Source organism: Mammaliicoccus stepanovicii (genome assembly GCF_002902525.1).
Lineage (GTDB): Bacteria > Bacillota > Bacilli > Staphylococcales > Staphylococcaceae > Mammaliicoccus > Mammaliicoccus stepanovicii.
The window spans coordinates 1-15,844 of the sequence record NZ_PPQZ01000021.1 but is presented as its reverse complement, the minus strand read 5'-3'; the positions used below and the strand labels follow the sequence as shown (position 1 = coordinate 15,844).

The 15,844-nt window shown below is 30.4% G+C and carries 18 protein-coding genes; 4 read left to right on the top strand and 14 right to left on the bottom strand.

Annotated features, from left to right (window positions below):
• Positions 1–74: 74 nt before the first annotated feature.
• Entirely contained in the window at positions 75–491 is a 417-nt protein-coding gene (locus CD111_RS04450) for an organic hydroperoxide resistance protein (RefSeq protein ID WP_095089077.1), read from the top strand.
• 136 nt (positions 492–627) lie between these two features.
• Here the strand turns inward: CD111_RS04450 and CD111_RS04445 are convergent, their stop codons facing one another.
• From CD111_RS04445 to CD111_RS04400, 10 genes are all read right to left on the bottom strand, one after another.
• Positions 628–2,037 (bottom strand): MFS transporter, encoded by a 1,410-nt coding sequence (locus CD111_RS04445; RefSeq protein ID WP_095089079.1) that lies wholly within the window; start codon positions 2,035–2,037, stop codon positions 628–630.
• A gap of 222 nt (positions 2,038–2,259) precedes the next feature.
• Entirely contained in the window at positions 2,260–3,195 is a 936-nt protein-coding gene (locus CD111_RS04440) for a nucleoside hydrolase (RefSeq protein WP_095089081.1), read from the bottom strand.
• 71 nt (positions 3,196–3,266) lie between these two features.
• Positions 3,267–3,767: a GNAT family N-acetyltransferase gene (locus tag CD111_RS04435; protein WP_095089083.1), complete on the bottom strand. Its 501-nt coding sequence runs from the start codon at positions 3,765–3,767 to the stop codon at positions 3,267–3,269.
• Between the two features lie 200 nt (positions 3,768–3,967).
• The gene (locus CD111_RS04430; RefSeq protein ID WP_095089085.1) at positions 3,968–5,587 is read right to left on the bottom strand and encodes a peptide ABC transporter substrate-binding protein; all 1,620 of its coding nucleotides are present in this window, start codon (positions 5,585–5,587) and stop codon (positions 3,968–3,970) included.
• 310 nt (positions 5,588–5,897) lie between these two features.
• Positions 5,898–6,404 (bottom strand): GNAT family N-acetyltransferase, encoded by a 507-nt coding sequence (locus CD111_RS04425; protein WP_095089087.1) that lies wholly within the window; start codon positions 6,402–6,404, stop codon positions 5,898–5,900.
• A gap of 18 nt (positions 6,405–6,422) precedes the next feature.
• The gene (locus CD111_RS04420; RefSeq protein ID WP_095089089.1) at positions 6,423–6,932 is read right to left on the bottom strand and encodes a GNAT family N-acetyltransferase; all 510 of its coding nucleotides are present in this window, start codon (positions 6,930–6,932) and stop codon (positions 6,423–6,425) included.
• Positions 6,933–7,110: 178 nt separating this feature from the next.
• A complete protein-coding gene (locus CD111_RS04415; RefSeq protein WP_095089091.1) occupies positions 7,111–8,304 on the bottom strand; it encodes a GTP-binding protein in 1,194 nt (397 codons plus the stop codon).
• A gap of 43 nt (positions 8,305–8,347) precedes the next feature.
• The gene (rpsN, locus tag CD111_RS04410; RefSeq protein WP_095089093.1) at positions 8,348–8,617 is read right to left on the bottom strand and encodes a 30S ribosomal protein S14; all 270 of its coding nucleotides are present in this window, start codon (positions 8,615–8,617) and stop codon (positions 8,348–8,350) included.
• 277 nt (positions 8,618–8,894) lie between these two features.
• Positions 8,895–9,080 carry a hypothetical protein gene (locus tag CD111_RS04405; RefSeq protein WP_095089095.1) on the bottom strand — a complete coding sequence of 62 codons (186 nt, stop codon included), beginning with the start codon at positions 9,078–9,080 and terminating at the stop codon, positions 8,895–8,897.
• 262 nt (positions 9,081–9,342) lie between these two features.
• Entirely contained in the window at positions 9,343–10,344 is a 1,002-nt protein-coding gene (locus tag CD111_RS04400) for a LysM peptidoglycan-binding domain-containing protein (protein ID WP_095089097.1), read from the bottom strand.
• Between the two features lie 212 nt (positions 10,345–10,556).
• Here CD111_RS04400 and CD111_RS04395 point away from each other — a divergent pair, with 212 nt between their 5' ends.
• A complete protein-coding gene (locus tag CD111_RS04395) occupies positions 10,557–11,816 on the top strand; it encodes a Y-family DNA polymerase (protein ID WP_095089099.1) in 1,260 nt (419 codons plus the stop codon).
• Between the two features lie 53 nt (positions 11,817–11,869).
• Complete coding sequence (locus CD111_RS04390) at positions 11,870–12,139, top strand: zinc ribbon domain-containing protein (RefSeq protein WP_095089101.1); 270 nt, start codon at positions 11,870–11,872, stop codon at positions 12,137–12,139.
• Between the two features lie 367 nt (positions 12,140–12,506).
• On the opposite strand, the gene CD111_RS04385 is transcribed toward CD111_RS04390, so the two are convergent.
• The 4 genes from CD111_RS04385 to CD111_RS04370 form a co-directional block, all read right to left on the bottom strand.
• Positions 12,507–13,286: an arylamine N-acetyltransferase family protein gene (locus tag CD111_RS04385; protein ID WP_158245675.1), complete on the bottom strand. Its 780-nt coding sequence runs from the start codon at positions 13,284–13,286 to the stop codon at positions 12,507–12,509.
• A gap of 46 nt (positions 13,287–13,332) precedes the next feature.
• A complete protein-coding gene (locus CD111_RS04380; RefSeq protein WP_095089105.1) occupies positions 13,333–13,830 on the bottom strand; it encodes a MepB family protein in 498 nt (165 codons plus the stop codon).
• 326 nt (positions 13,831–14,156) lie between these two features.
• A complete protein-coding gene (locus CD111_RS04375) occupies positions 14,157–14,576 on the bottom strand; it encodes a GNAT family N-acetyltransferase (RefSeq protein WP_095089109.1) in 420 nt (139 codons plus the stop codon).
• A gap of 31 nt (positions 14,577–14,607) precedes the next feature.
• Positions 14,608–15,003, bottom strand: a complete 396-nt coding sequence (locus CD111_RS04370) for a VOC family protein (protein ID WP_095089112.1) — start codon at positions 15,001–15,003, stop codon at positions 14,608–14,610.
• A 248-nt stretch (positions 15,004–15,251) separates the two neighbouring features.
• Here CD111_RS04370 and CD111_RS04365 point away from each other — a divergent pair.
• A partial coding sequence (locus CD111_RS04365) for an aminoglycoside phosphotransferase family protein (RefSeq protein ID WP_103268489.1) occupies positions 15,252–15,844 on the top strand: 593 nt, incomplete at its 3' end.

The window sequence follows — 15,844 nt, the reverse complement described above, 5'->3', positions numbered from 1 at the left end:
TAACAATCTAACATATGATTTATATTATTAATTAAGGGTAAACATATATTATAAACTATTAGGAGGTCTTTGAAATGGCAACACATTATGAAACTAAAGCTACAAATACTGGTGGACGTAAAGGACATGTATATACGGACGATAAAGCAATAGATGTAGATGTATTACCACCTCAACAAGCAGATGGTAACGCAACAAACCCTGAACAATTATTTGCTGCAGGTTATGCTTCATGTTTCAATGGTGCATTTGATCTTATCCTTAAACAAAATAAAGTACGAGATGCAGAACCTGAAGTAACATTAACAGTACGTCTAGTAGACGACGAAAATGCAGAAAGTCCAAAATTAGAAGTAGACATTGATGCAAAAGTGAAAAATGTATCTCAAGAAGATGCAGAAAAATATTTACAAGACGCTCATGACTTCTGCCCTTATTCAAAAGCAACAAGAAATAATATCGATGTAAAATTAAATGTTGAAGCGGTGTAATATAGCGTCATCATTTAATATTTAATATATTAATCAGTTCTATTAAAAACAGCTCGCATTAACAAGTTTAACTTTGTTAATGCGAGCTGTTTTTCAATTTAGATTATTTATTATTTAAATAATATGATCTGAATTTTTATATTTTATTCGCTTCTTCTTCATCTTCGGCAGTCCACCAAAGCGCATCTTTCGGATTTTCATAAACTTCTTTTAAGTCTGCTTTGTTATCTACGTTTGGATAAGAGCCTTTTAACGATTTATTTGAAGTTGTCTTAAACATAAATAAGAATATTAATAATCCAATTACGTTTATAAATGTTAAATAATATGACGGTGCAATTTTTTGTCCGGTTGTTTCCACTAACGTTGTTAAGATAAATGGTGTTAACCCACCAAATATTGCTGCACCTATATTATATACAAGAGATAACGTTCTAAGTCTTACTTTAGTATAGAAAATACTAGGCAAGACAGACGGCATTACGCCTTCGAAAGTTGCCATGAATAGCGCTATTATAAATAGTCCTATTATAATCATTGGTATTGAAGGAACGCTCATTAACCAAAATGCCAATACGGAGAATAAACTGAATCCTATTAATCCAAACATGATTGTATTTTTATTTCCGACTTTATCACTGTACCAACCGAAGAAAAATACAGCTGGTATCATCGCTGCCATCGTTATAATACTTAATACACTACTCATCGTTCCGCCCAAATGAATGGTTCCGTTTAGGAATGATGGCATATAAGATAGCACCATATAATTTGCTACGTTTAAAAATGCTACCCCAGCAAAGCATACAATGATATCTTTCCAATACTTCTTAAATATATCTTTATATGAAAATTCTAGCTCTTCTTGTTCTTCTAAGCTTGTTTCATAAGCCGGACTTTCATCAAGATTCTTTCTTAAGTAAACACCTATTATCCCTAAAGGTGCTGCTATAATGAATGGTACTCTCCAACCCCATGAAGACATTTGCTCATTATCTAACACAGCATACATAATACCGACTAATAAAGCAGCTAATATACTTCCAGATAATGTCCCGATTTCTAATCCACTACCTAATTTACCTCTTGTCTTATCTGGAGATATTTCAGCTATGTATGTCATGGCACCTGCATATTCTCCACCTGTAGAGAACGATTGTATCATTCTAACAATAAGCAATAATATTGGAGCCCAAATACCTATTTGATGTTGTGTTGGTAATAAACCTAGTGCTAACGTTGAGAACGCCATTAATATTATTGTAGTTGATAATACAACTTTACGGCCGTGTTTATCTCCTAAATGACTAAAGAATATACCACCAATCGGTCTAACTATAAATGCAAATGCAAATACCGCAAAAGTTGATGCTAATTGAATTTCTTTAGGCATGTTTCCGAAAAAATTCGCACTAATAATAACTGCAAGTTGAGCGTATAAACCGAAATCAAACCACTCAATTGCATTACCTATCCCGGTCGCAACTACAGTTTTTCTCGTTTTACTGGAATCTACGACGTTAACTTCATCTTTCTTAAACTTCATATTTATTCCCACTCCCTATTTTCTCTATATAAACATATAACCTATTAAAAATTATTTAACCAAACTTTACAACCGCTTTCTTTTTGTAAAATAGCGTTGCACCCTTTAATATCATAGGGTAAAGAAATTTCAAATTTTTTTATTTTATTTTTAAAATTATACGAATGGAATGTAAAAAGGTCTCTCAAAGCGTATTTATACACTTTGAGAGACCTTTTGCTTTTATTTAACTTTCTTTGCTAGATCAGTCATATAGTCGAAAAATCCATCACGGTCGACATCATTAATAATGTTTACAATTCTACCTTCATCACTTTTAAATGTTCTACCTTGACTCGGTCCATCTGTTAATACACCTATTTTAATTTCTTCTTTTGTCACTAACTCTGGTTTACCAACGTAAGCTGTCGTTAATACATCCCATAAGAAATATGTTGAATTAGTCACAAAGTGTGTTAATGGTGGCACTAAAGCATAACAAACACCTAAGAAATCTACACCTTCGTATGTTCTTTCATTTGCCCATCTCTTACGAATATCAGGTGTTAACGGTACTTGATTCGTGCTCTCTAAAGCAACCATATCTATTTTTATGTTTGTATCAAAAACAGTCTTAACCGCTTCTGGATCCCAAAAAGCATTCCATTCTGCTGTTCCATCATGTTCAGGCTCTTCAACATTACCTTTTTCTAAAAGTGTGCCACCCATCCAAACTAATCTTTCAATTCGTTCTTCAATTCTCGGTTCATCTTTTAGACTTTTAGCTAAATCTGTTAAAGGTCCGGTAAAGAGTAATGTAACTTTCTCTTCCGCCTTTAATAATTTCTCGATAATATCTTCTGAAGCGTTTTTTTCAGCAATATTTGAGCGAATTTTCATATCTTCATTTAAAATAGGCATCGCATCAACTAAAAACGCATGCATTCTCCAATCTTTCGGGAATGGATTTTTACCTCTTTCATTTGAAGAAGCAACATCTAGCTTTTGATTAGAGAATCGATTAATAATTTTACGTGATGCACTTGTTGCTGGTTCTACGTAGCAATCTGCTCCAATTGCACTTACTCCAATTAATTCAATTTCTTCCATTTGTAATAATAAAAATAATGAAATTAAATCATCAACGCCACCATCATGGTTAAAATATACTTTAGTCATTGTGTTACCTTCCTTTTATGATTTCAAATTTATTATACAAAAGAATTGTCTTTTATTATATGACTATTTTTTTAAAATTCTTCTTTCAAAATACTATATAATAACGTGTCACGATATTCATCATCCAATAATACATTTTGTCTTAATATACCTTCATGCTTCATATCTAATTTTTGAAGTACAATTTCTGATGCTGTATTGTTGATATGCGTTTGTGCCCATATTCTGTTTAATTTAAGAACTTTAAAACCATACTTAATCATTGTATTTGCGACATCAGTTGCGATACCATTTCCCCAGTAATCTGGGTGAATGACAAATTCAATTTCACCACTTTTATTGTTCATATCATGCTCAAGCTGTATTGACCCTATAACTTTGTCTATGTCCGCATCAACAATAACATTAAACATACAATGTTCATCTCTATTTAACATTTCATCTATGTAATTTTTAGTTTCTTCATAAGAAGTTACACCACATGTCTGATATTTACTTACTTCAGGTTTCGTCATATATTCGTGAATGTCATCTAAATCTGACTTTTTAATGTCTCTTGTGTAATAATCCATGTAGATACCTCCTTAATTTTTCTTATAAAATGATGTTGGATTTATCTTATCATAATTTGTGAAGCACACAAATCAATTCTTATTTATTCACTCGAATTTAATACATCCATACAAAAACAGACATCCATATCAAAATCTTTCGATTTTTAGGATGTCTGTTGTTTTTTGTGAAATCAAATTATGCGTGTTTGATTTCGTTATTATCTATCTAATTTCACATGTTTGTATTCTTTTGTACCTACATAATGAATAATACGTCCTTTTACTTCTTTCTTAGTTAATCTTGCTTTACCTTTTTGGTATAGTGGGACAACAATCGCATCATCTAATAACATATCTTCTGCTTTTGCTAACTCATCCCAACGTTTGTTTGGATCTTTAAGTAATACTGTTTTTCCATCATTGATAATTTTATCGTATTTAGGATTGTCATATCCTGTTTCGCCTTTAGTTGTTTCACTATGATATAAGTCTAAGAATGTCATTGGATCTGGATAATCTGGACCCCATCCTGTAAGTGCGATATCATAGTCACCTTTTTTAGTTAGTGCTATTTTTTGCTTACTTGGTTGTTGTTTAATCGACAATGTTACACCTGGTAAGTGCTTTTCAACTTGTTCTTTAAAGTATTCTGCATCTTTTTTAGCATTGTCTTGATCGAATGTTAAAAATTCAATGTCTATTTTATCTTTGCCTAATGATTTTTTAGCTTTTTGTAATGATGCTTTTGCTTTTTTAGGATCATAAGTGTAAGGCGGTTTAACTAACTTGTTATAATCTTGTTTATCATCATTTGTGAATACCTTTTTAGGTGAAAATGTATCAATTGGCGTTGAGCCATCATTTAAATTATGGTCAACATATGATTTTTTATCTATTGATTGTGCGATTGCTGCTCTCAAGTCTTTATTCTGTAAATCTTTATTATCTTGTAAATTCAATTGTAAATAATATGTTGCAGATTCTAAATTCGTATCAAATCCTTCTTTATCTTTGTTTGATTCAACATTTTGAGAACTTAACTCCGTACTATCGACTTTGTCATTATTATATAAATTAAGTGCTGTTTGCTCATCTTTAATCACTTTATAGTCAATTCCTTTTAGTGCTACATTATCTTTATCCCAGTATTTTTTATTCTTCTTAAGTGAAAATTCATCTTCAACTTTCCAATCTTTCATAACGAATGGACCACTATATAGTGTTTTATCTACTGTCGTTCCATATTTAGAACCTTGTTTTTCAACAAATTTTTCATTCAATGGCATAAATGTTCCAAATGATAATAACTCTTTATAATATGGTAATTCTTCATTCAATGTCATTTGTAATGTATGATCATCTATTGCTTTAACCCCTAATTCTTCAGGTTTTTTCTCACTTTTATTAATCGCTTCTGCATTTTTTAAATCATACATGATATATGCATATTCAGATGCTGTTTTTGGATTAACAACTCTTCTCCAAGCATACACAAAATCATGTGCTGTAACTGGTTCACCGTTAGACCATTTTGCGTCTTTTCTTAATTTAAATGTCCACGTTTTACCGTCATTTGATTTTTTAGGATCCCCTGTTGCTATTGCCGGTTCTGCTTTATCATCTTTATCTAAGCGATATAACCCTTCTTGAGTTGCATTCATGACTTCAAATGCACCTGCATCCACTGCCAAACTTGAATCTAATGTCGCTAAATCAGCAGGTGCTATCAACCTTAAAGTATCTTTCGGTGCTTTCTTACTTCCTCCATTACCACTACAACCCGCCAGTATCATGACAACAACTAGAATATAAACACTAAATTTAATAGCCTTTTTCATCAAATCAATCCCCTTATTTGTTTGATATTGTTCAATTGTGTTTATCTTACCATATAATTTTGATTATTCAATCAATTTTAAACAATATTTTTCCTGTTTATAAATTTTTTTTACTTTCTATAACGTTAGCCATGTAGCTAAATTTCTTCTTATAAGTTGTTCCATATCATTAATTGAGACTTCATTGTTTCGTTAACATAGAAAAATCGCAAAATTTCTTTGTTAAAGAACGAAATTTTGCGATATGTTTTATTTATTTAATTTGGATGACAAGTTCAACATTTAATGTCTTCGTTTTATTGCCATGTCTTTAATTTTTCAATATTAGTCTCATCATATCTTCATCTTGATAACATGCTCCATCATATATAGCGTTTGGTTCTGTAGCATACTTCTCAAATCCAAGTTTTTCATAAAAACAGATTGCTCTTTTGTTATTTGAAAGAACACTTAAATCTATTACTTTTAAACCTTCTATCATCGTTGCCCTTTTAATTAATTCTGAAACTAATTTTTCCAAAATACCTGTACCTCGTTTTGATTTATGACAATACATAGCTACTAAATTTCCTTTGTGACTTAACTTCATTACTGTTTCACGATAAAAAGTAGCGATACATACTAAATGATTGTCACAAAAGCCACCTAAAGTAAATTTAGTATCATTTGATTCCAAACGCTGTTCGAATTTACTAATAGGATATTTAATTTCAGTTTCATATGTTGACGCGAATGCTTCTGGGTTCGTTTGTAAACTTAACAGTCTTAATTGTCGGTATTCTTGTACATCTTTAGTATTTAACACTTTTATTTCCATACGATGACCTCATTTCAATTATTCACTAAAGTAATAAACATTCCCTTGTTCTTGATAGTTATCAAAAGTGCTATCTCTCTTCAATCCAAGGGACTCAGCAGTTTTTATTGAAGGTATATTTTCTTCTTGAGTCAGTGCTACAATTTTATATTGATGATTGGTCAGCTCTTGTACATGTTCGATTACTTTAGTGCTCGCTTCAAACACATAACCATTTTTTGTTTTTTGTGAGTCAATTCTATAATAAATATTTAAATAAGTTTCTCCTTTGATATCTTTATATCGTAACCCACAAACACCTATTGGTTCATAATCTTCTTTAAGAATAACAACATAATACCCAAACCCATATTTCTTATAATGCTCAATCCATTCTGTTAAATAAGATGCCTTGAATTCTTCTAAACTTTCTACTGGCCCTTTAGGATTAAATTTCTGATTCGATGGATTATGATGAATTTCAAATAATGTATCAACATATGTAAACGCTGGCGGTACAAGTTTGAGTCTATTTGTTTCTAATATCATATAATCATCCTTTTTGAGTTACAAGATTTTATTTTCATTATACACATGTACTTTCTACAGGTAAAAATCTGGCTATTATATTATGTTTAAATCAGTTACTTATTTTTTATACAATAAGAGTCCGAAACATTATTTATGTCTCAGACTCTTGTTACGTTTCTTATATTTCACATTGTATTTAAGATAATACCCACTTATATGGATCATTTAATGTCGACCAATCTTGATCTATTTCTTGTGTTGATATTAAACATTTATCTAATGTTTTTGTAATTTCTTCTTTATTTAAATCATGTCCTATAATAACAAATTGTGATTCTCTGTCTCCATATTCCGGATCCCAATTATCTTTAACTTCTGGTCTTTCTTCTAATATTTTCTGTTGTTCTGCTTCATTCATTGCATCAACCCAATATGTAACCGGATGGATATTTACAAATGAACCTGCCTGGGATAATAAACACGCTACTTGATTATATTGAGCAAGCCAAACGATTCCTTTTGATCTAACAATATTTTCTGGCATATTCTCCATCCATTCATTTAGCCTTGATGCATGAAATGGTAATCTTCTCTTATATACAAATGATGATATGCCATATTCTTCTGTCTCAGGTGTATGATGTTCATGTCCACCTTCTGTTAATTCTTTGATCCAACCTGCTGAATTTGTAGCTTTCTCAAAATCGAACAACTTTGTATTCAATACATCTTTTAAATCTACTTCTGCATATTTTGTCTTTATAAATTGAGCAGTAGGCTGTAGTTTTCTTAAAATATTCTCTAATTGATTTAAATCTTCTTGATTGACCAAATCTGTTTTATTAAGAATTAATACATCACAAAATTCAATTTGGTCTATTAATAAATCTGAAATTGATCGCTCATCGTCTTCGCTTGTCCCTTGATCTCTATCTACTAATAAATCTTCTGATTTAATATCATGAATGAAACGATATGCATCTACGACTGTAACCATCGTATCTAGTCTACATATACTCGTTAAATCAATACCTAGTTCTTCGTCCATATATGAAAATGTTTGAGCAACTGGAACCGGTTCTGATATACCTGTTGATTCTATTACAATTTGTTCTACGTCCCCACGTTTTGCAATTTTCTCAACTTCTTTGAGTAAATCTTCTCTTAAAGTGCAGCAAATACAACCATTTGAAAGCTCAACGAGTTTCTCATCAGTTCTAGAAATACCGCCACCTTCAATAACTAAATCTTTGTCTATATTTATTTCACTCATATCATTTACAATGACTGCTATTTTGAGTCCATCTCTATTCTTAAGAATATTATTAAGTAACGTTGTCTTTCCAGATCCTAAATAGCCACTCAGTACTGTTACAGGTATTTTGTCCATTGTTATTCTCCCTTGAATGCTCATTAGAAATTTATAATTTTTCTTACCAGCTTGATTTTTTCAAACCTGGAATTTGACCTTTATGTGCATATTCACGTAATGCAATTCTAGACATACCAAATTTTCTGTATACACCTCTTGGTCTACCTGTTACTTGGCATCTACGTGTTAGTCGAGTTGGTGATGCATCTCGTGGTAATTTTCTTAGGCCTTCATAATCATGATTTGCTTTTAATAATTCACGTTGTTCTCTATATTTTTCAACCATTTGTATTCTCTTTTGTTCTTTAGCTATTTTAGATTTTTTCGCCATCTATATTTCTCCTTGCATATTTTTTTATTTTTGAATGAAAGAAGCCAACAAAATATGTTGGCCTGGAATTGATTATTGATGTACGTAGTCATATAATGTGATATCTTGGGATGCAAATCGTAATGACTACGTTTTAAATATATATCATTTTTTTATTTTTGGCAAGAGAAAAATAAAATTTTCCAAAATAAAAAGGATCTTCTTTACTAGATGTGCTATCTAATAAAGTGATCCCTACGTCTGTATGCAACGAATAGTCCCATACAAATTTCGTATATTATTCACTGTGCTCTTTTAAGCATTCTAAACTCTCTAATGTCTCAAGAACTTCTTTTAACATTAAAAGTTCATTTTCAAAATGATAATCCTCAGAATTTGCTTTTGTATTTAATTTCTCAGCTATATATATCAAATCATCTCCGACATCCGCTATATACCAGGCCTTGTCTTTATTCCTATTCATAAGTACCATCCCAAAATATTTTAATGACTAATTATTATGTTATTAGCTTTAATTATACTACCAATCATTAGCTAAATTCAAATTATTTCCAAATTGTTATAATTTTTTAAAAAAATCTAAATTTTTACAAAAACATTGTGTTTTACCAATTAAACATATATGTTTGCTAAAATACTGTGCTACTTTAAAACTTGACTGCATTATAAAATAGATTGAAATTATTTTGTCCAATATACTTATAGGAATATCTTTGGATTCTTATTTATTTAAGTTTTAATGTTTGGCCTATTGCTACATTATTAGATTTTAAATTATTTAACTTCTTAATGTTTGCTATACTTACACCGCTTCTATTTGAAATATTATATAGTGTGTCACCTTTAGCTACTTTATAAATTGTACCAGAAATCGCGTTATTTTCGCTTGTTTCATTCATCTGATCATAATGTTTTTGTACAAGATTATAAAATTGATTCATATCATATCCCCATTGGCTAAAGTAACTTATTGGATCTGTATGATCTGTTCCACCATAGTTTTTACTAACTGCGTTATGACTGATGACCGTTCCTTTTCCTTCACTATTATTATCTGCCAATGATGGTTTTAGTCCATTTTGTTTTAACATTTTTGCTGTTAAATAGGCTTGGTTATTTACAGATTTAGCGAATTGATCAAACGTATTTGATCTTGCTAACTCAATTTGATAAAAGTAAGGATTAGCTTTTGCACCAGCACCCCAAGCTAAATAATCACTGGATGCTGTTTGTACTATTTTATTACTCCCAGCATATGCATGAACAAAAGCACTTTCGTAATTTTCATACATGTACTTAATTTCACTATCTATTGAGCTATTGCTATTTGCTGTTTCGTGGATGATAACACCAATGAACTTATCTGATTTATAATCATATTTTGGTAAATCCTTCATCCTAGCATCTTGTGTGATAGGAGATGGTTTAATATTGTGCTTATTAATATATGCATTAACATCTTGATACGTTTCTTTAATGCGAGGTACTGATTCTGTAGATTCATCATCTTCGACCTTATTATGTAAAGTTAAATCTTCTTCTGTTAGTAAATTTGTTAATTCATTCGGACTCATTTCTTGCGCTTCTTTAAAATCAATAGATTTACTTGTATTTTCTGTTTGTGTTTTATTATTTTCACTAGAATCATTTGCATTAGCATATACGCCTGATTGTGATATTAATAAACTCGATGATAAAATTACGGCCGTGCCAAATTTAAATTTCATAATAGCCTCCTCAAGAATTTCTTCCCATATTATATTATTTAAAAACATTAATCAACACAGATAAAGAATATATTTATTATTAATTATCTTTTGTTCGCATGTAGTTTACTATTAGCTTATTTGAAATTTAAATAAAGTTTCTGTGCCTTATCACTTTACAAAACAGAACATACGTTCGTATAATAGAAGTACTATAAATCGAGGTGGCTTTTATGTACGACTATAATTATTGTCTAAATAGAGATATTTTATGTGTGGATTTAAAGAGTTTTTTTGCTTGTGCATCTTGTATCGAAAAGGGCCTTAACCCATTAAACACAAAACTTGCAGTCGTTGCAGATACAAAACGTCAAGGTTCTGTAGTACTGGCAGCGACACCTCCACTAAAAAAACTTGGCATTTCAACAGGATCACGGTTATTTGAAATACCTCAACACAAAGATATTTATATTATGAATCCATCTATGAAGAAATATATTCAACTTTCAACACAAATAAGCAAACTCGCACTAGAATTTGTTGCTCCTGAAGATTTCCATCAATATAGTATAGATGAATTTTTTATGGATGTATCTGAGTCTTATCATTTATTTGCTCATTCACCTTTCAATCTTGCTATAAAGATTCAAGATATGATATTAGAGCATACACATATCCGTAGTACAATTGGTGTAGGGTCAAATTTATTACTTGCTAAGTTATCCATGGATTTCGAAGCTAAACAAACACCACTCGGCATATCAGAATGGCGTTACGAAGATGTCCCAGAAAAATTATGGCCCATCCAACCACTTGCTAAAATGTGGGGAATTAATAGCCGTACAGAAGCTAAACTAAATAAGAAAGGTATCTTCACAGTTGGCCATTTAGCAAATTATCCTGTTGAATATTTAAAGCGTGATTTTGGTGTGATAGGTGTTGACCTCCATTTACATGCTAATGGTATAGATGAAAGTATTATCCGAAAACCTCATAAAACATATGATAAATCACTTGGAAAATCACAAATATTAATGCGAGACTATAGTATGAATGAACTTAAAACAGTTTTAAATGAACAAGTAGATGAAGTTTATTATCGTGCAAGAAAGTTGAATTTATACCCTACTCGTATAAGTGTCAGTGTTGGATATGCTGATATCGGAGGGGTTCGCAAACAATTTTCTAATAAGACCGGATTTATGAACACCTATGTCATTGTTAATTTATTATGGAAATATTTATCCGAACATTTGGAAACAAATCGATTATGTAGGACCATTGCAATTTCATTTGGGAAGTTCATACCTAACCAAATCAAGCAGCTTTCTTTATTTGAAGATCCTTTTCAAGTTAAGACAGAAACAATTGAAAACCACCTTGACTTCATACGCATGAAATATGGTAAAAACATCGTCATGCGGGGTTCTAGTTTATTAAACAGTGGTACTTTATTGGAGAGACAAGGACTCATAGCAGGTCATAAAGCTTAATCACTTTTCCTTAACCTTTTATGCTATTATTAAATAAAAAGGGGATGGGTTAAATGAGCAAAGTTAAACAATGCCAAAGTTGTGGTATTCCATTAGATAAGAAGACACCAAATGGCACTGAAAAAGATGGTTCATTATCTGAAAAATATTGCATCCATTGCTACCAAAACGGTGAATGGACAATGGATCTAGGCTTTGATGACATGTATGACTACAATTTGAAGCGGTTTAAAGCATCGGATATGAATCGTGTATCTAAATTCTTCCTCAAAAAAATGTACACAAAGAAATTCATGAGTAAGTTAGACCGTTGGCGTGCTTAATATAAGTAAAATTTCAAACACATAAAAGCACCTTCTAAAAAATCTTTTGATTTTTAGAAGGTGCTTTTTTATACGAAAAAATTATTTGCAAAACCACTCTAGGTAAATAGCTTTGTTTTATTAATATTCCCTTAGTATTCATTATTAAACATACATATAATAAAAATAATAATTTATTGTTGATTATCGTTTGAATTATTCTTATTTGTACCTTTATTCAGTAATTTACGAATCATTCTAAATATAACCGCAAAACCAATATATCTCAGAATACGCATAATAACATTTTGCATATATAACAACTCCTCATATTGTAATAACAACCAACACTTTGATTATGTTACCTTCTACCCATTAAAGCTATCCGTTACACATCAAACGTTTTAATATTGATTTTACGCATGTCGAAATATTCAACTAATAGATCTTGATAATTGTCACCATTCACTTTCACTTTAGACTTTTGGCCATCTCTCGTAATCGTTACATGGTTATTACTCATCGTAACTCTTCCATAAGGTTTTACTTTAGTAATAATTAATCTCTTAACAAAAATCGAATCTGGATTAAATCTGTTATATTCAATATTATCATTGAAATCTTCTAAGTTTCTCTCTATATCTTTAGCCCTATATAGAATCGTCCATTCGTCTTTAAATTCATCATATTTCAAAACATCAAAGTCCGTTTCATTGATATATTCTGCTTTATAAATACCGTTAACATCGCTTATAGAATCGGATTTAGTTAAAGGTATTTTCTTAGAAGGTAAATCACCAAACCCAACATCAGTCACAAATTTCTCACCATCCATAACAGTGATGATACTCATATGTGAACCTTCTCTACTCCAGTACCCAAAAGGAGTATTAATTTTGGCAGATATTAAATAGCTTTCAAAGCCTTTAGACTTTAAATATTCATGGAACAGTCTATTATTTTCATAACAATAACCGCCACGTCTTTCGTTAATGATCTTTTGCAACATACTTCCATTATCAAGTGCGATGTCCCAGCCGTTTTGTACATTAATATTTTCAAAAGGGACACGTTCAACAAAATTCGAAATCAATTCATCCAAGTACACATAACGATCTTCATCTTGATCGCGAACATTTAAATATGCATCTAAGTCATTAAAATTCATAATACACCTCATTCGTCTGTTTAATAATTGTTGTAGTGTACAAATCTTAATCTAAATAAAGACTTAAAACCTCATCTTTATGATAAACATCAGACATATTAACAAAATATGGCGTTTGCCAGCTCTGGGTTTTAAGAGCTGATTGATTTAAATCCACTTCCCAACTTGGATACACACGCATCGCCATTTTCCCATTATGTTGATCACTCTTTAAAACCCCTTTTGTTTGAAGCATTTCTTTAGGGAAAATAAACTGCCCTTGCTTTGATCCATCTATAATATTAATCAACAATTTATCTTTTGATTCATCAACACTAAATGGCACATTTTTATACTGTTCATCTTTATGCCAAAATGCTACAAAGTATCCTGCTTTTTTAGGCGTTTTTTTAGCCAATCTGCTTTTAAATGTAATTTGATTAAAATTAAAATTAAATGCTTCATACTCTAAATTCCAATCTTCGATATGGATATTATTAAATCGTAACGACATCTCCATTTGAATATTACATAATAGTTTCCAAGAAATATAATCTTTATACATATTTACTCCATTTCAAATTAATTGAAAAACTTTGATCTTATAAAAGTGTGTTATCTTATATTATATGATAGTCCAAAATATAAATTTTACACCCCTATTTATTAGTTATAGCACACATATATACAAAATTAAAAAATATACATTTTCGAGGGAGGATTCTATGGACCTCTCCTATTTTGCTAGATTTCTCAATCTTGCTTCTTAGCGCGCCTCTATTTTGCTAGATTCATCAGTCTTGCTATTTAGCGCCTTGTTAGTTGGATATTCTTACTCTTCATTACTTCAATAATTATAGTTATATGTATCATAGCCAATTTGTATAACACTTACTCAGTGTAATCATTTCTTAGTTGCTCACTTTGATAGATTGCCATACCCGTTGTTGTTTTTCTAAATCCTAATTTTTTGTAAAAATCACAGTTTCCAAGGGTAGAAATTAAATGAATGCACGAGACATTCCCAATCTCTAATAGGATGTTTTCTACTATTTGATAACCGATATGATTACTTTGATACTTTGGTTTTACAATAACATCATAAATAGCAGCATTATATACGCCATCAGATAAAGCTCTTGCAATGCCAACAATTTCGTTATTCATGATAGCAATTGAAACATGAGTACTATTGTTATAGATTTCTATAATATTATGCTCGTCATGTGACGACCATCCAACTGACTCATACACTTCTTTGATCTGCTTTACATGACATAAATTAAAACCATTAACAAATGCTAATTCCATACAATCACCTCAATATATTTGAAAAACAGTATTATATTTCACTTACAATTTCCAGTTTGATTCTGTCAGGGTCTTCAAAATAAACAGCATAAGAATCATTTCCACTAGCGTAAGGATGTTTATTATCATATAAAACTGGAATACCTTTCTTTTTTAAGTCTAAAGTAAAATGATCCACCGCTTCTCTAGAGTCCACACTAAAAGCTAAGTGATTTAACCCTATCTGTTTACGATGATATCCAAAATCTTTAAACTCAACACTAACTTGAACAAAAACTATGTATGTAGAATTTAATTTAAAACTGAACCCTTCATCCCATTCTTGGTATAAATGGTAATTTAATTTAGGTAGTAACCATTCATAAAAAACTTTAGAAACTGCTATATCTTTCACATAAATCTCAATATGATGCAATTGGCCATTCATGATTCTCACCTCTTTGTTATTTTATAAAATATATGTATAAAGTAACATAATGATGAAAAAAATAATATAATTACAAGTAATATCAAGTTAAAACAAACATAAAAAAAGGAGTCATTGTATGGAACAAGAAACAATACACTATTTACAAAATCAAATTGGCGAAATTTTAAATTTTAAATTTTAAAAAATTAGATAATCAAGGATGCACATCTATTGTTTATAAAATAAAAACCCGTGACAACTATTATTTGCTAAAAACTACAAATCATAATATTTATGATGAATGGCTAAAAAAAGAAGCGAGTACTCTAAAAAGCCTAATAAACCAAAATGAAATATCTGTACCAAAATTCTATGATTTTTTTAAAATTAAAAACACAAGTAACCTTCTTATGAGCTTTGAAAATGGAATTACATTATCAGAAGCACTTAATAGTAATATCCCACATAAACAAAAGTTAAAATTAATTGAAAAATTCGGGCAATATATTTATCATTTACATTCTCTTGACACTAATAAATTTCATTTTAAACATGATGATTGGCTAACTCATCAACTCATTAAAGCTGAGAAATATTTGAATTCAAATCAAACGGAGGGCAATCAAAAACTCTTAACGATCCTTAAAAAAGAAAAGCCAAAATATATGAAACAAACTATTATTCATGGTGATTACACAATCGATAATGTTCTAATCAATCTTGATGGTAGTTTTAAATTTATCGATGTCTCAGGAATGGAAATAGGCGATCCAAGATATGATGAAGCATTGGCTATAAGAAAGTTTATAAATAAACATGACTATCTAAATGCATTTTATAAAGGGTATCAATATAATAA